Raw genomic sequence first — 20,299 nt, 5'->3', positions numbered from 1 at the left:
GACATGGATTTGGGAAAATTAACCGCATTACAGCTTGCGGAAAAGATCAAGCAGCATCAGATAAGCGTCCTGGACGGTGTGAAATACGTATTTGATCAGATCGAAGCAAAAGAGGACAAGGTCCACGCTTATCTTGATACTTACAAAAAAGAAGCCTATGCAAGAGCAAAAGAGGTACAGAAGGGCATTGAGGATGGAACCTATACAGGACCTCTTGCCGGTGTACCTATTGCAATTAAGGATAATATCTGCATTAAGGGAAAAACAACTACCTGTGCATCAAAGATCCTTGAGAATTTTGTGCCGCAGTACAATGCCGAGGTTATTGACCGTCTGGAACAGGCAGGTCTTGTGATCATCGGAAAGACAAACATGGATGAGTTCGCCATGGGAAGTACCACAGAGACATCCGCTTACGGCGTCACCAGAAACCCGTGGGATCTGGAGCATGTTCCGGGCGGCTCCTCCGGCGGTTCCTGTGCGGCAGTGGCAGCAGGAGAGACTTACCTGGCACTGGGTTCTGATACCGGCGGTTCCATCCGTCAGCCAAGCTCCTACTGCGGTGTTACCGGAATCAAACCGACCTACGGAACAGTATCCCGTTACGGACTGGTTGCCTATGCATCCTCTCTGGATCAGATCGGGCCGGTAGGAAAGGATGTTGCAGACTGTGCGGCACTTCTTGAGATCATTGCCGGACACGATGCCAAGGACAGCACCTCCATGAAGAGAGAGGATCTTGATTTCTCCGCTTCTATGACGGATAAGATTGCGGGAATGAAATTCGGCGTGCCGAAGGAATATCTCTCAGAGGGACTGAACCCGGAGGTAAAAGAAACCTTTATGAATACGCTGAAGAGCCTTACCGAGATGGGCGCAGTGGTAGAATTTTTCTCCATGAAGACAACAGAATATATGATCCCTGCCTACTACATCATTGCCAGCGCAGAGGCCAGCTCCAATCTGGAGCGCTTTGACGGTGTGAAGTACGGCTTCCGTGCAAAAGAGTACGAGAGACTTCATGATATGTACAAGAAGACAAGGACTGAAGGTTTCGGCGAGGAAGTAAAACGCCGTATCATGCTTGGCTCCTTTGTGTTAAGCTCCGGTTACTACGATGCTTACTATCTGAAAGCACTTCGCACAAAAGCCCTTATCAAAAAGGAATTTGATCAGGCCTTTTCTAAATATGACGTTCTTCTTGCCCCGGCATCACCCTTTACGGCGCCGAAGCTGGGAGAGAGTCTGAAAGATCCTCTTGCCATGTATCTTGGCGATATTTATACGGTAGCAGTAAACCTGTGCGGACTTCCCGGAATCACAGTTCCATGCGGAAAAGACGCAGCAGGACTTCCGATCGGGATCCAGATGATCGGTGACTGCTTCAAAGAAAACAACCTGTTCCGCGCAGCACACGCCTATGAGAAAAAACGCGGTGATTTCGGAACAGCAATGGAAGGGGGAGAAAAGGCATGAAACAGTATGAGACAGTCATAGGACTTGAGGTGCATGTGGAGCTTGCCACAAAAACAAAGATCTTCTGCGGATGCTCCACAGAATTCGGAGGCGCACCAAATACACATACCTGCCCGGTCTGCACCGGTATGCCGGGCTCTCTTCCGGTCCTCAACAAAAAAGTGGTAGAGTTTGCCATCAAGGCAGGTCTTGCGGCAAACTGTCATATCCATCAGTACTGTAAGTTTGACCGTAAGAACTATTTTTACCCGGATAACCCCCAGAACTATCAGATCTCTCAGCTGTATCTGCCAATCTGCTATGACGGAGCTGTTGAGATCGAGACTTCCGCAGGCAAAAAGACTGTACGTATCCATGAGATGCATATGGAGGAGGATGCCGGTAAGCTGATCCATGATGAGTGGGAAGACTGCTCCCTGGTTGACTACAACCGAAGTGGGGTACCGCTGATCGAGATCGTATCCGAGCCGGATATGAGAAGCTCCGAGGAGGTTATCGCATATCTGGAAAAGCTCCGCTGCACCATGCAGTATCTTGGAGTTTCTGACTGTAAGCTCCAGGAGGGCTCCATGCGTGCCGATGTCAACCTTTCCGTCCGTGAGGTGGGAAGTGAGACCTTCGGAACAAGAACAGAGATGAAGAACCTGAACTCCTTTAAGGCCATTGCGAGAGCAATCGAAGGAGAGAGAGAACGTCAGATCGAGCTTCTGGAAGAAGGAAGAGCCGTTGTACAGGAGACAAGAAGATGGGACGATAACAAAGAGTCTTCCCATGCTATGCGTTCCAAGGAGGATGCAAAGGATTACCGTTACTTCCCGGACCCGGATCTTCCGCCGATCCACATTTCCGATGCATGGATCGAAGAGCTGCGTACTTCCATTCCGGAGCTTCGTGAAGCCAAGATGGAGCGTTATCAGAAGGAGTATGAGCTTCCGGCTTATGATGCAGGGATCCTGACCGAATCCAGACATCTGGCAGGACTTTTTGAGGAGACAGCAGTTCTTCTCGGAAACCCGAAAAAGGTGGCAAACTGGTTTATGGTGGAGGTTCTCCGCCTGACAAAGGACAAGGGCCTTGATCCGGAAAGGGTAAGCTTTACCCCGAAGCATCTGGCAGACCTTCTTTCCATGGTGGAGAAAAAAGAGGTCAGCGCACAGAATGCCAAGAAAGTATTTGAAAAAGTGTTTGACGAGGATATTGATCCGGTTGTATATATAGAAGAGAATGGTCTTAAGATCGTAGAAGATACAGGACTTCTCACCGAAACTGTGAAAAAGATCGTAGATGCAAACCCTGGACCGCTGGCAGAGCTTCTGGGCGGCAAGGATAAGGTTATGGGATTTTTTGTAGGACAGCTGATGAGAGAACTGAAAGGCAAGGCAAATCCTGACAGCGTCAGAAAAGCACTGGCAGAGGAAATTGAGAGAAGGAGATAAAATACTATGGTTACAGTAAATCAGAATTATTTAAAACTTCCGGGAAGCTATCTGTTTTCCAATATCGCAAAGAAGGTAAGCGCATATAAGGAGGCCAATCCGGAATTTAAGGATTCTGTGATCAGTCTTGGAATCGGTGATGTGACACAGCCGCTTGCACCGGCGATCATCGATGCCCTTCATAAATCCGTAGACGAGATGGCACACGCAGAAACCTTCCACGGATATGCTCCGGATCTCGGATATGAATTCTTAAGAAGTGCCATTGCAAAAAATGATTATCAGTCCAGAGGCTGCGACATCAGCGCAGACGAGATCTTTGTTTCCGATGGAGCAAAAAGTGATTCCGGAAACATCCAGGAGATCTTCGGACTGGATAACAAGGTTGCAGTTTGCGACCCAGTTTATCCTGTATATGTAGATACCAACGTTATGGCCGGACGTACTGGTCTTTATAACAAAGAGCGTGAGAACTTTGACGGTGTGATCTACATGCCCTGCAAAGAGGAGAATGGTTTCCTTCCGGAGATACCGGCAGATGAAGTACCGGATCTGATCTATCTCTGCTTCCCGAACAATCCTACCGGCGGTGCTATCACAAAGGCAGCTCTTCAGGAGTGGGTCGACTACGCCAACAAAAACGGCTGCGTGATCATCTATGATGCAGCATATGAGGCATATATTTCCGAGGAGGATGTCCCGCACAGCATTTATGAGTGCGAGGGTGCGAGAACCTGTGCCATCGAGCTTCGAAGCTTTTCCAAAAATGCAGGCTTTACAGGCGTTCGTCTTGGCTTTACCGTTGTTCCGAAGGAACTGGTGCGTGATGGTGTAGAGCTTCACAGTCTCTGGGCAAGACGTCACGGAACCAAGTTTAACGGTGCTCCGTACATTGTACAGAGAGCAGGCGAGGCTGTTTACTCTTCGGAGGGAAAAGCACAGCTGAAGGAGCAGATCGCTTATTACATGCGTAATGCAAAGACGATCCTGGAGGGACTTTCCGCAGCAGGATTTTCCGTGTCCGGTGGAAAAAATGCTCCATATATCTGGCTGAAAACACCGGATCAGATGACCTCCTGGGAGTTCTTTGATTATCTCCTTGAGAAAGCACACATCGTAGGAACACCAGGTTCAGGCTTTGGTGCACATGGTGAGGGATATTTCCGTCTGACAGCATTCGGAAGCTATGAGAATACTCTTGAGGCAATTGAGAGAATTAAAAATCTGTAATATGAGTATAAATTGCGGAGCAGGTCTTTGGAAAAGAGCTGCTTCGTTTTTTAACCAGATCAAAGAAGTATCCTGCTTCAATTGCGAATAGAAGCTCCCGGCAGGGTTGCGAAAAGCAATAAGCAGTGGGAAAAATTTGCCTGTAAGTTAATTTGTGAAAATAACAATAAGGATTGCGAAAATTTATCATATCATTTATAATTGTACAGGAAGTGAGGCACAGGCCGCAGAAAGCCTGTGTTCATAAAATTTCACAAATTTACGCAATCACGAAAGGGGATTTTATCATGGGTATCAGAAGAGTAGAAAATATGTGCGGCGGTAAAGGCCATGTGATCATCAAAGACATTCTTGAGGGAGACGAGCTGAAAGGGAAATGCGGACTTTACGCACAGGTTACCATCGAAAAAGGATGTTCTCTGGGATACCATGAGCATCATGGCGAGACAGAAACCTATTATATCTTAAGCGGTGAAGGCGAGTACGACGATAACGGCGTGAAACGCCCGGTAAAGGCCGGCGACATCACCATCACACCAGATGGAAAAGGACACGGTCTTACCAATACAGGCGACACAGATCTTGTGTTCATGGCACTGATCATTTTTGACTGATCCATATAGAAGAAAACAGAAGTGAGACAGAAGGGCAGCCTTTTTGAAGAGGCTGCTCTTTTTACGACTGAGGCGTAACCTGTGTCGGAGTATAAATTCTGGGATGAAAGATTCTCTGTCTCAGATTGTTATTAAACGAAATGTATTAATTGTATAAACAAAAAATATTTTTGGATTTTTTTAGAAAAAAACTGTTGACATACAAAAAGCACTTTGCTATACTATCACTTGTCGCGAGGGAGAAGATAAAGAATCCCGAAGAAATGCGATATGCGGAAGTGTCGGAACTGGCAGACGAGCAAGACTAAGGATCTTGTGAGCATTGCGCTCGTGTGGGTTCAAGTCCCATCTTCCGCATTTTTTATTTAGGAAACCTGCATCTGGAAACGGATGCAGGTTTTTTTGTTACCTAAAAATATCTGTAAAAAAGGAATCCGGATAGAATATATCGTGTTTATATGTTATGATAGAAGAAAATGGAAGGAGCATAGTCATATGAGAAGAAAAAGTGCAGGAAAAAAGCTCATGGCCGTACTTATAGCGGCAAGCCTGGCGCTGACTCCGGCAGAGCTGACAGTGGCGGCAGAAATGGAACCAGAGGGTGAGGAAGCAGCATTTTTGGCAGAAGAAAGTGGAGATACTGCATCCTCAGATCCGGAAGATACTGCAGAGACGGAAACAGAGATCACAGATGGATCAGCTGCCATAGAGGAGCAGGAAACCACAGATACAGATACCGGGAACAACGTACAGGAGAATGCGGAAACCGGCGTAATGGAGCCTGGTGAAGAAGCGCCAGAGGGTACTGCGGAAGAGGAAGAACTGGAGGCTCCGGAAGCGGCAATGGATGAAGAGGAAGCGTTGGAGGAATGCGAACAGGCAGAAGAAAACGCAGCTTTTGATGATGGAACGAAGGATGCAGTGCAGGCATCCGCAGAATACTCTGATGGAAAATTTACGTGGGTACTGGACGGGAATGGAACACTGACCATTACGGGAAATAACATGGAGTTGACAAAAAATGAGATATCTGAAAGTGCTTTGGAGAAGGCAGGCATCGATTTTTCTAGAGTAAATAAGCTTGTAATCGGGAATGGGATCACAGGCTTTGATAGATGGGGCATGTGGAATCTGAAAAAATATATTAAGGAACTGGAAATCCATGGAAATGCAGGCATGAATATGCCGGAGCAATGCTTTTACGATGTGCCAAATATAGAGAGTGTGGTGATATCCGGTGCAGTGGATGTGCCGAGAGATATGTTTGGAAAATGTACCGGGCTGAAAAAGGTTACATTAAAAAATGGAGTGAGGTCTATTGGAGAGGATGCCTTTCGAGATTGCAGCAGTCTGGAGGGTGTGATATTTGAGAATACAGTATTGGAAAAAATCAGTGACGGAGCATTTTGGGGCTGCAGTGCGCTGAGTTCTATTGTGTTACCGGATTCCGTAACAGAAATAGAAAGGAATGCATTTTTCGAGACCGGACTCAGAAATATCCAGCTTCCGGAAAAACTGACGCTGATAGGAGGAGGGGCATTTTGTAACTGCAAAAATCTGAAGCAGGTACAGCTTCCGCCTCAATTAAAAGAGCTGGGTGAGGGTGCATTTTTTAACTGCGAAAATCTGACACAGATCCAGCTTCCGGCTCAGTTAAATAAATTAGGGACAGATGCATTCAGAAATTGTACATCATTGGATAAGATTGACATACCTGCCGGTCTGACGCAGATCGGGCCTGATACATTTTGCAATACCGGGCTGACCAGTGTGACCTTACATGAGGGACTGACGAAGATCGAAGATGGGGCGTTTCATGATTGCCTTAAGCTGAAAAAGATCCGTATTCCGAAATCAGTTACAGATATTGGTGGACTGGCATTAGGAATACGTTATAACAGGGGAAATGGTGCAGAGGAAGTTATTCCCGGTGGTTTTACAGTAGAAGGTTATACAGGCTCGGCAGCGGAACGATATGTAAAGAGAATGCATCAATGTGAAAATTTATATCATGTATTTTTTAAAGATGTGAAATTTGTTTCCATTGGTGGACAGACTGCAGCGGTTACCAATATCAGCAAAACAAAGATATCCGCACTTAAGACCGGGGCCTTTACCGGAAAGCCGCTGACCCAGGCACTCACCATAACCTACGGCGGTAAGAAGCTTGTAAACGGAAGGGATTACACCCTTACCTGGAAGAATAATAAAAACATCGGAACTGCATCCGTTACGATCAAAGGAAAAGGAAAATATAACGGTTCTGTTACAAAAAAATTCCGGATCACGGTTCAGAAAAACGCAGTCTATACAGTCAGCAGGCTGAAATATAAGATATCCAATGCAGACACATCCGGCAAGGGAACCGTAGTCTTTACCGGAGCTACGGATAAGGCAGCAAGAAAGACACTTACGATCCCGACGACAGTAAAGATTGGTGGAAAGAGCTTTCGTGTAACAGCCATTGGCACCTCTGCAATGTCCGGAGCGAAGAAGCTGACAACAGTGAAAATCGGAGCGAATATAATGACAGTAGGTGCGAAAGCCTTCTGCGGCTGCAGTAAACTCTCCAATGTAACGATCTTCAGCACAAAGCTTACGACAGCGAAGACAGGAGCCAATGCATTTAAGGGGATCCGTTCCAACTGCAGATTTAAAGTACCGGCTTCCAGGGTAAGTGCATACAAAAAACTCCTCCGTGCAAAGGGTGCCGGACCAAAGATAATCGTGACAAAATAACAGAAAAACCGAAAAAATAGAAAACTTTTGAAAAAAGGTGTTGACATACAAGATCCACTTTGCTATACTATCACTTGTCGCGAGGGAGAAAATAAAAAATCCCAAGGAAATGCGGTCATGCGGAAGTGTCGGAACTGGCAGACGAGCAAGACTAAGGATCTTGTGAGCATTGCGCTCGTGTGGGTTCAAGTCCCATCTTCCGCATTGGAAATTTCCAATGAAATGCGATATGCGGAAGTGTCGGAACTGGCAGACGAGCAAGACTAAGGATCTTGTAAGCATTGCGCTTGTGTGGGTTCAAGTCCCATCTTCCGCATGACTTTAAAACAGAGCTGTGAATTGCAGCTCTGTTTTTGGCTATATGAAAGTAAATTATTGCATGCCTGCACTGGTGAGAAGCTGAAATGGGAAGATCTGCGTGATATATTTGTATTCGTTTCATATACAATAGGATAATTTTGGACATCTTAAGGGCTGATCAGACCGTAACTCCAATATTTTTTGAATTATTTTTTCAGAAAAGAGGAATTTGTGGTTTTGTGTAGAATATAATTAACAGAGGGTATTTTGTCGCCGCTGTTTGTCAGACTGTGGAGGAAATGCTTATGAACATCAGAGAGAGCATGGAACAGAGAGAACGGGAGCTTTTGAGCCCTTATGCTTCTCACAGCGCAGATACCAGAGGCCGGGAGCACCCGGAAGAGGAATGCGATGTGCGGACAACGTATCAGAGAGACAGAGACAGGATCCTTCACTGTAAGGCTTTTCGCCGTATGAAGGATAAGACACAGGTGTTTCTGGCACCACAGGGAGATCATTACCGTACCAGGCTGACACATACACTGGAGGTATCGCAGATCGCCCGGACTATTGCCAAGGCACTTCGCCTAAATGAAGATCTGGTGGAAGCAATCGCTTTGGGACATGATCTGGGGCATACGCCTTTTGGACATGCAGGAGAGAGAGCACTGGATCAGGTACATCCGGGTGGCTTTGCACACTATAGGCAGAGCGTCCGGGTTGTGGAAGTACTGGAGAAGAACGGAAACGGGCTGAACCTTACCTGGGAAGTCCGAAATGGGATCATGAATCACCGCACCAGCGGAAATCCTTTCACACTGGAAGGACAGGTGGTACGTTTTTCTGACAAGATCGCCTATATCCACCATGATATGGACGATGCCCAGCGGGCAGGGATCATCACAGAAGATGATATTCCTGTCACAATGAGAACTTTTCTGGGCTATACCACGAGAGAACGGCTGAATACTTTCGTACATAATATTATAGAGAACAGTATGGGGAAAGACAGCATCTCCATGTCGCCGGATGTTTTTGAGGCGATGATGGAGCTTCGGGCGCTGATGTTCCGGAATGTCTATGAGAATCCGGTTGCCAGGAAGGAAGAGGATAAAGTGATCCAGATGCTGAGTGAACTGTACGGATATTATACTGACCATCCGGAGGCAATGTCCCGGGAATACAGGGAATTGGTGGAATACCGGGGAGTACCTAAGGAACAGGCAGTATGTGATTATATTTCGGGAATGACGGATCAGTATTCCATGGAGAAATTCAGGGAGATCTATATACCGAGAGCCTGGGAGGTCTATTAAATGGAAAAGAGGGATAAGCATGCGTTATTCAGATGACATCATAGAAGAAGTCCGAATGAAAAATGACATTGTAGACGTGATATCCCAGTATGTGAAACTGACACGGAGGGGGAGTTCCTATTTTGGGCTGTGTCCCTTCCATAATGAGAAAACCCCTTCCTTTTCCGTAACACCATCCAAGCAGATGTATTACTGCTTTGGCTGCGGGGCAGGAGGAAACGTATACAATTTTATCATGGAATATGAGAATTACTCGTTTGGTGAGGCGCTGTCACATCTGGCTGACCGGGCAGGGGTAGAGCTTCCGAAGATCGAGTATTCCAGAGAAGCCAGAGAAAAAGCAGAACAGAGAGCAAATCTTCTGGAGATCAACAAGCTGGCAGCACAGTACTTTTATTATCAGCTCCGGAGAGAAGGCGGAAAGACGGCTTACGGATATCTGACAGGAAGAGGTCTTTCCGAGGAAACCATCCGTAAATTCGGTCTTGGATATTCGGATAAGTATAGTGATGATCTGTACAAATATCTTAAGGGTAAGGGCTACAGTGATGAACTTCTCCGGGAATCCGGCCTGTTCAATGTAGATGAGCGGCGAGGCATGTATGATAAGTTCTGGAACCGTGTGATCTTCCCGATCATGGATGTAAACAACCGGGTCATTGGTTTCGGAGGTCGTGTCATGGGAGATGGCAAGCCCAAGTACCTGAATTCACCGGAGACGAAGATCTTTGATAAGAGCCGGAATCTTTACGGGCTGAATGTGGCCAGGACCACCAGGAAGAATTATCTGATCCTCTGTGAGGGATATATGGATGTGATCGCCATGCATCAGGCAGGCTTTACCAATGCAGTGGCGTCGCTTGGAACTGCACTGACCTCTGGACATGCAAGTCTTGTGAAACGTTACACCAAGGAAGTCCTGCTTCTTTATGACAGTGACGGTGCAGGGATCCGGGCGGCACTTCGTGCAATCCCGATCCTGCGGGAGGCGGGAGTCACGTCCAGGGTAGTAAGCCTGAAGCCCTGGAAGGATCCGGACGAGTTCATCAAGAATGAAGGAGCGGAGGCCTTTGAGGAACGTCTGAACCGGGCCATGGACAGCTTTATGTTTCGTGTACATATTGCGGAACAGGAATTTGCCATGGATGCACCCCAGGGACAGAATCAGTTTTTTGAGCGGTGTGCCGGGATGCTTCTGGAGCTTTCCGATGAACTGGAGAGGAATCTTTATATAGAAGCCATCGTAAAGGAATACGGTCGCTATGGAGTGGGCACGGAGGATATCCGGAAAAGGGTCAACACGCTGGCTCTGAAGGGAACGCCTGCAGAGAAACGGATCCAGCCAAAGTCCGGGACTCCGGAAACAAAGAAAAAGGAATCCGCCGCAGACAAAGCACAGAAGCTGATGCTGACCTGGCTTGTAAATTATCCGGGTATTTTTGAACAGGTGGAAAAATACATTTCCCCTTCCGATTTTGTGGTACCGCTGTATAAAGAGGTAGCCCAGATGCTGTTTGAACAGCATAAGGAGGGAGAGACCAATCCGGGGAAGCTTCTCAATGCCTTTACAGACAGTGAGGAGCAGCGGGAGGTGGCATCTCTTTTTAACGCTACCATCCATCTGGAAAACGAAGGAGAACAGCAGAGGGCTTTTTCCGATGCGCTGCTGCGGATCAAGGAAGAAAGCCTCAAAGAAAAAAACCGTACCTGGGACCCGTCAGACATGGCCGGGCTTCAGGAACTGATAAAAGCAAAAAAAGAACTGGAAGACCTTGGAAGAAAGAGGCAGCAGCTGCATATTTCTTTCAATTAAGGATAAAATATAAACACTATATGGAGGTATAGAGCACCTATGGAAATGAATATGGCAAAATTCAGCGAGAAACTTGTAGAGCTTCTTGAACTTGCAAAAAAGAAAAAGAATGTGCTGGAATATCAGGAGATCAGCGACTTTTTCAAGGACTCTCCACTGGAAGTGGATCAGATGGAGAAGGTTTTTGACTTCCTGGAGGCCAGCGGTGTGGACGTTCTCCGTATCACAGAAAACAGCGGTGACGAACTCCTCCTTGATAACGATATGGATATGGATGGGATGGAAGATGAAGAAGAGGTAGAGCTTGATAAGATCGACCTCTCTGTACCGGAAGGTGTCAGCATCGAGGATCCGGTCCGTATGTACCTGAAAGAGATCGGTAAAGTCAGTCTGTTAAGTGCAGATGAGGAGATCGAGCTTGCCAAGAGAATGGAAAAGGGGGATGAAGCTGCCAAGAAACGTCTGGCAGAGGCCAATCTCCGTCTTGTTGTCAGCATTGCAAAGCGTTATGTTGGACGTGGAATGCTGTTCCTCGACCTGATCCAGGAGGGAAATCTTGGCCTTATCAAAGCTGTTGAAAAATTTGATTACAGAAAAGGCTACAAGTTCAGTACCTATGCAACCTGGTGGATCCGTCAGGCTATCACAAGAGCCATTGCAGATCAGGCACGTACCATCCGTATCCCTGTGCATATGGTTGAGACTATCAACAAGCTGATCCGTGTTTCCCGTCAGCTGCTCCAGGAGCTTGGACGTGAACCTACGCCGGAGGAAATCGCTGAGGAGATGGACATGCCGGTAGACCGTGTACGTGAGATCCTTAAGATCTCCCAGGAGCCGGTATCTCTGGAAACTCCTATCGGTGAGGAGGAAGACAGTCATCTTGGCGATTTCATCCAGGATGATAATGTTCCGGTACCTGCAGATGCAGCTGCATTTACACTTCTGAAGGAGCAGCTGGTAGAAGTCTTAAGTACGCTTACTGACCGTGAACAGAAGGTTCTCCGCCTCCGTTTCGGACTGGACGACGGACGTGCCAGAACTCTGGAGGAAGTTGGTAAAGAGTTCAATGTCACAAGAGAGCGTATCCGTCAGATCGAGGCAAAAGCTCTGCGCAAGCTGCGTCATCCCAGCCGCAGCCGCAAGCTGAAGGATTATCTTGACTGATAAAAATATATCCGTACAGCTTTCCATGCGTCTTCGTGCCATTGCCGGTATGGTAACAAAAGGAAACCGGCTGGCAGACGTAGGATGTGACCATGGCTATCTGTCGATCTGGCTTGTCAGTGAAAAAACAGTTCCGTCAGCCATTGCCATGGATGTACGTCCGGGACCGCTTTCAAGAGCCAGGGAGAATATTACCCGTTATGGCCTTGAAGATTACATAGAGACCCGTTTGAGCGACGGGCTTGCGAAGCTTGAGCCGGGAGAAGGTGATACCCTGGTGATCGCGGGAATGGGTGGTCCTCTGATGGAAAGGATATTAAAGGATGGAGCGAAGGTCCGGGAGGGGTTTCAGGAACTGATCCTGCAGCCTCAGTCGGACCTTCCTCATTTCCGGCATTTTCTTTCTGAGATCGGCTGGGAGATCGTAAGGGAAGAAATGATAAAAGAAGACGGAAAATTTTATCCTATGATGAAAGCGGTACGTAACAATTCGGGAGAAAAGACTGTTTACACAGAGGAAGAGGCCTGGTTTGGACCTCTCCTTCTGAAAAAATGTCACCCGGTCCTTAAAGAGTATCTTCTACGGGAGGAAATGATCCGTAAGAAACTACTTGCCGGTCTTTCCGGGGCAGAGTCTGTTTCCGCAAAAACTCGTCTGGAAGAAGTAAAGGAGGAAATGGAGCTGATCCATACAGCTCTGAAACGATATGAAAGCATATGAACTGATCGAATGGCTGAATGAGCACCATCCGCAAAAATTTGCGGAGGACTGGGATAATGTGGGACTGCTGGTGGGAGATGACCAGAAAGAGATTTCCCATGTATTTCTTGCGCTGGATCTTACGGAACCGGTGTTGGATGAGGCGGTGGCTGCTGGTGCGGATATGATCCTTACCCATCACCCAATGATCTTTTCCGGGATCAAAAAGATCAACAATCATACCTTTACCGGAAGAAAGATCCTCCGTCTGATAAAGGAGGATATCCCGTATTTTGCCATGCATACCAATTATGATGTGATCGGAATGGCAGATTTAAGTGCAGAGCATCTGAAGCTTCAGGATACAAGGGTGCTTACAGTTACCGATGGATCCGGGGAGCAGCCGGAGGGGTTCGGAAGAGTGGGAAAGCTTCCCCATGTTATGACTCTTGGTGAGTTTGGAAAATATGTAAAAGAATGCAATCATCTTCCGGATGTGCGGGTTTACGGTGATCTGGATCGGAAGATCGAGACTGTGGCGATCTGTACAGGAAGCGGAAAGAGTATGATCGGTGATGTAATGGCCGCCGGTGCGGATGTATATGTGACCGGAGATATTGATTATCATACTGCCATTGATACTATGGCAGATGGTCTGGCGATTGTAGATGCCGGACATTACGGTACGGAGTATATTTTTGCGGAAGCTATGGAGAAGGAGCTGAATGCGGCATTCCCTGCGCTTAAGACAACCTGCGCCAGTGTGAAAAATCCATATATTGTTTTGTAAAAGCGGATTGCAAAAAAGTGTTTGTATTCATGAATATGTAGTGGGACGGAATACGATTATCCGTTTCGGAAAAATGAATTGTGAAACACATGGCTGTCCGAAAAATCGGGCAGCTGTATAAATATATAAGCCTGTGGAGGGGATCGTTATGGAACAGACAATGATTAAAGTGACCATAAACGGAGAAACAAGGGAATACCCCAAAATGACACCGTATTCTGAGATCATAAGGGATTATGAGGGCAAAACAGAGTATCCGGTGATCCTTGTGACTGAGAACGGAAAGCTCCGTGAGCTTCACAAGAAGCTTCAGCATGACTGTACACTGGGATTTATAACCGCAAAGGACAGTGCCGGTCGAAAAACCTATCGGAGAAGTGCGATCTTTATTCTTTTGAAGGCAATTTTTGATGTAGCTGGAAAAGAGAATGTGGATCATGTTGTGATCCATTATTCTATTGGAAATGCTCTTTATTTTACCATGAAAGGCAGTGCTACCCTGGATCAGGAGCTTCTTGACCGGGTAAAAGTGCGGATGCGGGAACTGGTAGAACGGAAGCTTCCGATTTGCAAACGCAGTGTCAGCACGGATGATGCTGTTTCCATGTTCCACAGGCATCATATGTATGATAAAGAAAAGCTGTTCCGTTATCGACGGGTTTCCAGAGTGAATATTTACAGCCTGGAAAATTTCGAGGATTATTTTTACGGATTTATGGCACCAGATACCGGCTATGTGAAGTATTTTGATCTGCAGCTTTATGATGAAGGCTTTGTGCTGATCCTTCCGAGGCAGAAGAACCCGGATGTGCTGGAGCCTTTTGAACCCCAGGCTAAGATCTTCCATGTGCAGAAGGAATCGGAAGAGTGGGGCGATAAGCTGGATGTTGCCACTGTAGGAGATCTCAATGACCGGATCACAAGAGAAGGTGTGCAGAGCCTGATGCTGATTCAGGAGGCACTCCATGAGGCCAAGATTTCTTCGATTGCCGAGGAGATCCGGAGAAGGGGCAATGTAAAGTTCGTAATGATCGCAGGTCCGTCTTCTTCCGGAAAGACCAGTTTTTCTCACAGATTATCTATTCAGCTTTCTGCTCATGGTCTGAAGCCGCATCCCATTGCTGTGGATAACTATTTTGTGGATCGTGAACATACGCCGCTGGATGAATTCGGAGAAAAGAATTATGAGTGTCTGGAAGCCATTGACACGCAGCAGTTTAATGAAGATATGCTGAATCTCCTTTCGGGAAAAACCGTGGATCTTCCTACATTTAATTTCAAGACCGGATGCAGGGAATACCGGGGAGACCAGCTTCAGCTTGGAAAAGATGATATCCTGGTCATCGAAGGCATTCACGGGCTTAATGACAAGCTGAGTTATGCCCTTCCAAAAGAGAGTAAGTTTAAGATCTATATCAGTGCGTTGACACAGCTGAACATTGATGAGCATAACCGGATCCCCACAACGGATGGAAGGCTGATCCGCCGGATTGTCCGTGATGCACGTACACGTGGAACTTCCGCAAAGGATACCATTGCAAGGTGGCCTTCTGTACGGAGAGGCGAGGAGCAGAATATTTTTCCGTTCCAGGAGGAAGCAGATGTGATGTTTAATTCTGCTCTTGTGTATGAGCTTGCCTGCCTGAAGGTTTATGCGGAACCGCTGCTTTTTGGAATTGACAAGAGTGAACCGGAGTATCAGGAGGCGAAGCGGCTTTTGAAGTTCCTGGATTATTTTGTGTCGGTGCCCAGTGAGGGTGTTCCGTTTAATTCGCTTCTGAGGGAGTTTATTGGCGGTAGTTGTTTTAATGTATAAATTAATTGTATGAATAAAAAAAGCTATGTGTAGATATAAGGCTCTATGCAGTGCAGATATCGGTTGGCGCAAAGATGAGAAGATTAGGATTTCTCTGTGCATAGGATCTGTGGTGTGTGGAGCCTTTTGAGTGTGAATCGGAAAAGTTAAAGTTTTCTGTGGTGCTGCGGATGGATAACGGGATTTACAGGGCTTAAAGGAAAGGGAAAATGATCATGAAAGAAAAAGTACAACTGACAAAACTGGCTCCAAACTGTGGCTGTGCAGCTAAGGTAGGACCGGGGACTCTGGCGGGAGTTCTTGGAGGGCTGCCAAAGTTCTCTGATCCGGATCTTCTGGTTGGAACAGACACTTCGGATGATGCTGCCGTTTATAAGGTTTCCGAAGATCTGGCACTGATCCAGACACTGGATTTTTTTACTCCGGTGGCAGATGATCCTTATGATTTCGGGCAGATCGCGGCGGCAAATGCATTGAGTGATGTATATGCCATGGGTGGAACTCCGAAGACAGCTTTGAATATTGTGGCGTTTCCGAAGGATATGGATGTGGAGATCCTCGGGGAGATCCTGCGTGGTGGTGCAGATAAGGTGATGGAGGCTGGTGCGGTTCTTGCCGGTGGCCATACGATCCAGGATGATACACCAAAGTATGGGCTCAGTGTGACGGGTTTTGTAGATCCGAGGAAGTTCTGGAAGAATTTTGGAGCGCAGACCGGGGATAAGCTGATCCTGACGAAGGCGCTGGGTGCGGGGATCGTGAATACGGCGATCAAGGCGGATCTGGTGACGGAAGGTGCACGTAAGGCGGTTTTGGCTTCCATGAAGAAACTGAACCGGGATGCCTGTGAGGTTTTAAAAAAGTTTGAGGTTCATGCCTGTACGGATGTGACGGGGTTTGGTCTTGGGGGACATGCTACGGAGATGGCTGTGGCCAGTGACCGGACGGTTGTGATCGATACGGAGAAGCTGCCGGTGCTTCCGGATGTGAAGGAGTTTGCTTCTATGGGATTGATTCCGGGTGGGGCTTACAGGAACCGGGAGTTTGCTGAGAAAACCGGAGTGAAGAGTTCGGCGGTACTCTGGCGGGAGGATCTGGTGTTTGATCCGCAGACTTCTGGGGGATTGCTGGCGGCGGTTCCGGAGAGGGATGTGCCGGAGATCATGAAGCGGCTGGATGCGGCTGGTCTGCAGGCTGGGGTGATCGGTGAGGTTGTGGATCGGCAGGAGTGGACGTTGGTGCTCCGGTAGGAAATTAATTTACGAACAAATGTTTGGACGATAACGTCAGAGTGGATGGTTGCGTAGGGGGATACTGCTGGGGAAAGTGGTGGTAGCAGAATGACGGATGGTGGATGGCGGACGACGGACGCCTGGGGGAGAGGATATCGGTCCGGGCAGGGACTCCGTCGGGGGATACTACTAGGACTCCGTGAGTCGGCTAAAAGCATTGTGGCAGGGCCAGAACTCGCCGTTGGCTCAGACAGCTGACCCTGCCGCAATAACGCCGACTCCCGCAGCCCAAGTAGTTATCACCCCTCCTCCGCAGCAGCCCAAACCGATATCCTCTCCCCCAGGCTGGTGCATCCAACTGGTAGGAAAAACATAAAATGTGCGGAGAGTATGGTTGTGAGATGCAGAGAAGGAAAGTTACTGCTCACTGGTAATATTCCGCGAGGTGTTTTTTGTGAGCGAAGGTCACAGAAAACCCGAGCCATACTGTGCGAATTTATGTGATTAGCATAAATTCTGAGCATCGCGAAGCGTGTTATTGAGAATGGAGTGAACAGTAATTCAGGAAATATAGGCTCTGCATTTTTTTAATATATTGTTTGCCTGAGGGATAAAAGCATGGTATTATCATATGAGCGGAAATTGAGAAGACATAAAGAATATGAAAAACAAATATGTGACGGGAAAGGAAGAATTATGGAGAAACATAAACATGAGAGGAGTACATTTTCCGGGAAGATTGGATTTGTACTGTCTGCAGCTGGTGCTTCGGTAGGGCTTGGGAATATATGGAGATTCCCTTATCTGGCGGCAAAGTACGGCGGTGGAATTTTTTTACTGATCTATATCATTTTGGCATTGACCTTTGGATATTCTATGATCGTGGCAGAGACAGCTCTGGGACGTATGACAAAGAAAAGTCCGGTAGGTGCGTTTGGAACTTTTGGTAAATCAAAGTGGCTGTCTTTGGGCGGTTGGATCAATGCGATCATACCGGTTCTGATCGTGCCGTATTATTCCGTGATCGGTGGCTGGGTAATTAAATACTTGGTGGAGTATGTAAAGGGAGGCAGTCAGACTCTTGCTGAAGACGGATATTTTTCTGCTTTTATAGCGGATGGATTTTCTACAGAAACCTGTTTCCTGTTTTTTACACTGCTTACGCTGGTGATCATTTATGCAGGTGTGCAGAATGGCGTGGAACGAGTTTCCAAATTAATGATGCCGATACTGGTATTCTTGTCTGTGGTCATTGTCATTTATTCGGTAACGAGGCCAGGAGCACTGGAAGGTGTGAAATATTTTCTGATACCAAATATCAAAAACTTCTCCTGGATGACAGTGGTTGCGGCAATGGGACAGATGTTTTATTCTCTGTCGATCGCAATGGGTATTCTGGTAACTTTTGGTTCTTATATGAAAAAGGATGTATCTATTGAAGGGTCTACACAAAATGTAGAAATTTTTGACACAGCGATCGCAATGATGGCAGGTCTGATGATCATTCCGGCTGTGTTTGCATTCTCCGGTGGAGATCCGGATACGTTACAGGCGGGACCGGCACTGATGTTTATTACGATTCCGAAGGTATTCGCAAGCATGGGATTTGGAACTCTGGTTGGAATCCTGTTTTTTGTACTGGTTCTCTGTGCAGCCTTGACCAGTTCTATTGCATTGACTGAGAGTGCAGTATCTACTTTTCAGGATGAACTGAAATGGGGACGCAAGAAGGCAACAGTATTTGTCGGAATTATCATGGTTGTTCTCGGAAGTCTTTCTTCTCTTGGCTATGGTCCTCTGGCGTGTGTTAAGATCATTGGAATGCAGTTCCTTGATTTCTTTGATTTCCTGACGAACTCTGTCATGATGCCGATCGCAGCGATTGCTACCTGTCTTCTGATATCCAGAGTAGTTGGTACAAAGAAGATTGAAGAGGAAGTACTGCAGGAAGGTGGTACTTTCCGCAGAAAAAGAATCTTTAATTTTATGATCCAGTATCTTTGCCCAATCTTTGCGGCGATCATTCTTTTCAGTTCTGTGGCAAATGCATTTGGATGGATTTCCATGTAAAAGACATAGGAGACCAAGAAAATTCCAACTTTACAAGTCTATACACCTGTGTTAAAATAGCAGGTGCGCAGCCAGGCCAGGTGATCGCGGCTGGACAGACGAAAGGGTCCAGACGAGGAAAGTCCGGGCTTCACAGGGCAGGATGCCGGATAACGTCCGGTGGAGGTAACTCCCAGACCAGTGCAACAGAAATAAACCGCCCCGTTTTGCGGGGTAAGGGTGGAAAGGCAGTGTAAGAGACTACCGCCGCTGTGGTAACAGAGCGGGCACATGTAAACTCCATTCGAAGCAAGACCGAGAAGAAAGCCATACGGCGGCCCGTCGTGCTTTCAGGTAGGTCGCTGGAGCCTTCTGGCAACGGAAGGCCTAGATAGATGATCACCCAACGACATAACCCGGCTTATCGGTCTGACTGTGTATGATAATAAGCACATAATAAAAGCAACTGTATTTTGCAGATCTGATCTGTGAAATACCAGTTGCTTTTTTGATAAAGAATGACAGCTTTTTATAGTTTCATAGTTTTTTCTTTTTTCAGCTCCAAAATCACATCCAAAGACAAACCGGTAGTTTCAGCGATAGAAGTATCACTGAGTTTTCCTATCAGATTTCGGGCAATTTCAAGCTGCTTTTTCTGGGAACCATTGTTGAAACCATCATTAAAACCATCATTAAACAGCATCTGACCCAAACGTGTCATACGAATACACTCCTTTACATGTTCAAAATCATCATTTTCAAGAAACTTATCTGCCATAGTGTAGAGCATTGCCTCAATTTTTTGCAGATCTTCCGATGGAATATCTTTTGTATTTTCGGTCAGAGAGAATGCCTGAATGAATCGTTCCTTTTGAGAAAGTTGACCATCCATCAGAGGGATAAGTGTTAACGGAACGAGATCAGCCTTTGTAAGAATGTCTTCAGAGGAAAATTTCTCTTTCAGCGTTTCAATCAGCCTATCTGCATTGTGATTCTTCATTATGATCGGAATAATACGATAAGTATTTATTCCTTCAGTAAATGAAGTGACCGGATTTCGGATATTTCCCGAATAAAGAACGTATGTGGTGATAGAAACGCCATACTGATAACTGGTCACAGCTTCATAGGATCGAAAACGCTTCAAACCGGGAATCCCTTCATTCTTACTCTGAAATTCAAAGTGTTTCCACGTACCATCTTCCATGATGAGATTGATATCTTCATAGAATTTCTTAAGATTAAGAACAATGGACTCTGTAGGAGCAGAAGATACAACCTTTCCATCAATGCCAAGATAAGGAATCAGCTCCTCGGCAAAGAATTGAGCGGCAGTCTTTAGAACCGTATCTTCATGCTGAAATACAGTTGCAGAACCGATTTTATCATTTGTAATCATTTCTTTCTGTGTCATAAAAAATCCTTCCTGCAAAAGGAAATCAGAAAGAAATTGTCTGATTACAATATAACAGAAAAAATAAAAACAGACAATACATTTTCCTTTGCGCAACAGCTATGTGTATGTAAACTTGATAAAATGAAAAAATACCAGAATCGGTAGATTATAATAAGAATAGAAATAGAAAAACTAAAAAATGTAATACAGACAATCCTTTCCGGA

Annotated in this window: 14 protein-coding genes, 3 tRNA genes and 1 other RNA gene; 17 read left to right on the top strand and 1 reads right to left on the bottom strand. The window is 46.5% G+C overall.

Annotation, left to right across the window (positions count from 1 at the left end):
* Positions 1–3: 3 nt before the first annotated feature.
* From gatA to rnpB, 17 genes are all read left to right on the top strand, one after another.
* Positions 4–1,476, top strand: a complete 1,473-nt coding sequence (gene gatA / locus ABCM67_RS02655; protein WP_342992467.1) for an Asp-tRNA(Asn)/Glu-tRNA(Gln) amidotransferase subunit GatA — start codon at positions 4–6, stop codon at positions 1,474–1,476.
* Positions 1,473–2,912 carry an Asp-tRNA(Asn)/Glu-tRNA(Gln) amidotransferase subunit GatB gene (gatB, locus tag ABCM67_RS02650; protein WP_092069315.1) on the top strand — a complete coding sequence of 480 codons (1,440 nt, stop codon included), beginning with the start codon at positions 1,473–1,475 and terminating at the stop codon, positions 2,910–2,912. The genes gatA and gatB overlap by 4 nt, the downstream gene beginning before the upstream one ends.
* Positions 2,913–2,918: 6 nt before the next feature.
* Positions 2,919–4,142 (top strand): LL-diaminopimelate aminotransferase, encoded by a 1,224-nt coding sequence (locus ABCM67_RS02645; protein WP_195634919.1) that lies wholly within the window; start codon positions 2,919–2,921, stop codon positions 4,140–4,142.
* Between the two features lie 287 nt (positions 4,143–4,429).
* Positions 4,430–4,756 carry a cupin domain-containing protein gene (locus ABCM67_RS02640; protein ID WP_015525755.1) on the top strand — a complete coding sequence of 109 codons (327 nt, stop codon included), beginning with the start codon at positions 4,430–4,432 and terminating at the stop codon, positions 4,754–4,756.
* Positions 4,757–5,028: 272 nt separating this feature from the next.
* A tRNA-Leu gene (locus ABCM67_RS02635) sits at positions 5,029–5,113 on the top strand.
* A gap of 138 nt (positions 5,114–5,251) precedes the next feature.
* Positions 5,252–7,495, top strand: coding sequence for a leucine-rich repeat domain-containing protein (locus tag ABCM67_RS02630; RefSeq protein WP_278654718.1), 2,244 nt, complete (start codon positions 5,252–5,254; stop codon positions 7,493–7,495).
* Between the two features lie 119 nt (positions 7,496–7,614).
* Positions 7,615–7,699 (top strand) — tRNA-Leu (locus tag ABCM67_RS02625).
* 27 nt (positions 7,700–7,726) lie between these two features.
* A tRNA-Leu gene (locus ABCM67_RS02620) sits at positions 7,727–7,811 on the top strand.
* Positions 7,812–8,100: 289 nt separating this feature from the next.
* Positions 8,101–9,111: a deoxyguanosinetriphosphate triphosphohydrolase gene (locus ABCM67_RS02615; RefSeq protein ID WP_015525757.1), complete on the top strand. Its 1,011-nt coding sequence runs from the start codon at positions 8,101–8,103 to the stop codon at positions 9,109–9,111.
* 19 nt (positions 9,112–9,130) lie between these two features.
* Positions 9,131–10,924, top strand: a complete 1,794-nt coding sequence (gene dnaG, locus ABCM67_RS02610) for a DNA primase (RefSeq protein WP_110102026.1) — start codon at positions 9,131–9,133, stop codon at positions 10,922–10,924.
* Between the two features lie 39 nt (positions 10,925–10,963).
* Positions 10,964–12,091 (top strand): RNA polymerase sigma factor RpoD, encoded by a 1,128-nt coding sequence (gene rpoD, locus ABCM67_RS02605; RefSeq protein ID WP_021651146.1) that lies wholly within the window; start codon positions 10,964–10,966, stop codon positions 12,089–12,091.
* Positions 12,084–12,812, top strand: coding sequence for a class I SAM-dependent methyltransferase (locus ABCM67_RS02600; RefSeq protein ID WP_330389300.1), 729 nt, complete (start codon positions 12,084–12,086; stop codon positions 12,810–12,812). Before rpoD ends, ABCM67_RS02600 begins: the two co-directional genes overlap by 8 nt.
* The gene (locus ABCM67_RS02595; protein WP_092069324.1) at positions 12,799–13,581 is read left to right on the top strand and encodes a Nif3-like dinuclear metal center hexameric protein; all 783 of its coding nucleotides are present in this window, start codon (positions 12,799–12,801) and stop codon (positions 13,579–13,581) included. Before ABCM67_RS02600 ends, ABCM67_RS02595 begins: the two co-directional genes overlap by 14 nt.
* Positions 13,582–13,729: 148 nt before the next feature.
* Positions 13,730–15,397 carry a nucleoside kinase gene (locus ABCM67_RS02590; protein WP_175442942.1) on the top strand — a complete coding sequence of 556 codons (1,668 nt, stop codon included), beginning with the start codon at positions 13,730–13,732 and terminating at the stop codon, positions 15,395–15,397.
* A gap of 215 nt (positions 15,398–15,612) precedes the next feature.
* Positions 15,613–16,647: a selenide, water dikinase SelD gene (gene selD / locus ABCM67_RS02585; RefSeq protein WP_330389301.1), complete on the top strand. Its 1,035-nt coding sequence runs from the start codon at positions 15,613–15,615 to the stop codon at positions 16,645–16,647.
* A gap of 678 nt (positions 16,648–17,325) precedes the next feature.
* On the top strand, positions 17,326–18,699 hold the full coding sequence (locus ABCM67_RS02580; protein ID WP_092069463.1) for a sodium-dependent transporter: 1,374 nt from the start codon (positions 17,326–17,328) through the stop codon (positions 18,697–18,699).
* 68 nt (positions 18,700–18,767) lie between these two features.
* An RNA gene (rnpB, locus tag ABCM67_RS02575) (RNase P RNA component class A) lies at positions 18,768–19,118 on the top strand.
* 89 nt (positions 19,119–19,207) lie between these two features.
* Here the strand turns inward: rnpB and ABCM67_RS02570 are convergent.
* A complete protein-coding gene (locus ABCM67_RS02570; protein WP_059085225.1) occupies positions 19,208–20,092 on the bottom strand; it encodes a hypothetical protein in 885 nt (294 codons plus the stop codon).
* Positions 20,093–20,299 lie beyond the last annotated feature (207 nt).

This window comes from Blautia sp. 2227st1_G12_2227SCRN_220401 (genome assembly GCF_039062885.1).
Lineage (GTDB): Bacteria > Bacillota > Clostridia > Lachnospirales > Lachnospiraceae > Blautia_A > Blautia_A fusiformis.
The sequence above is the reverse complement of the archived record's forward strand: the minus strand, read 5'-3'. Positions and strand labels throughout refer to the sequence as shown.

Bases quoted from the DNA above. Each gene is read 5' to 3' on its own strand.
- gatA (WP_342992467.1), top strand. From the start codon at position 4: ATGGATTTGGGAAAATTAACCGCATTACAGCTTGCGGAAAAGATCAAG.
- gatB (WP_092069315.1), top strand. From the start codon at position 1,473: ATGAAACAGTATGAGACAGTCATAGGACTTGAGGTGCATGTGGAGCTT.
- ABCM67_RS02645 (WP_195634919.1), top strand. From the start codon at position 2,919: ATGGTTACAGTAAATCAGAATTATTTAAAACTTCCGGGAAGCTATCTG.
- ABCM67_RS02640 (WP_015525755.1), top strand. From the start codon at position 4,430: ATGGGTATCAGAAGAGTAGAAAATATGTGCGGCGGTAAAGGCCATGTG.
- ABCM67_RS02630 (WP_278654718.1), top strand. From the start codon at position 5,252: ATGAGAAGAAAAAGTGCAGGAAAAAAGCTCATGGCCGTACTTATAGCG.
- ABCM67_RS02615 (WP_015525757.1), top strand. From the start codon at position 8,101: ATGAACATCAGAGAGAGCATGGAACAGAGAGAACGGGAGCTTTTGAGC.
- dnaG (WP_110102026.1), top strand. From the start codon at position 9,131: ATGCGTTATTCAGATGACATCATAGAAGAAGTCCGAATGAAAAATGAC.
- rpoD (WP_021651146.1), top strand. From the start codon at position 10,964: ATGGAAATGAATATGGCAAAATTCAGCGAGAAACTTGTAGAGCTTCTT.
- ABCM67_RS02595 (WP_092069324.1), top strand. From the start codon at position 12,799: ATGAAAGCATATGAACTGATCGAATGGCTGAATGAGCACCATCCGCAA.
- ABCM67_RS02590 (WP_175442942.1), top strand. From the start codon at position 13,730: ATGGAACAGACAATGATTAAAGTGACCATAAACGGAGAAACAAGGGAA.
- selD (WP_330389301.1), top strand. From the start codon at position 15,613: ATGAAAGAAAAAGTACAACTGACAAAACTGGCTCCAAACTGTGGCTGT.
- ABCM67_RS02580 (WP_092069463.1), top strand. From the start codon at position 17,326: ATGGAGAAACATAAACATGAGAGGAGTACATTTTCCGGGAAGATTGGA.
- ABCM67_RS02570 (WP_059085225.1), bottom strand. From the start codon at position 20,092: ATGACACAGAAAGAAATGATTACAAATGATAAAATCGGTTCTGCAACT.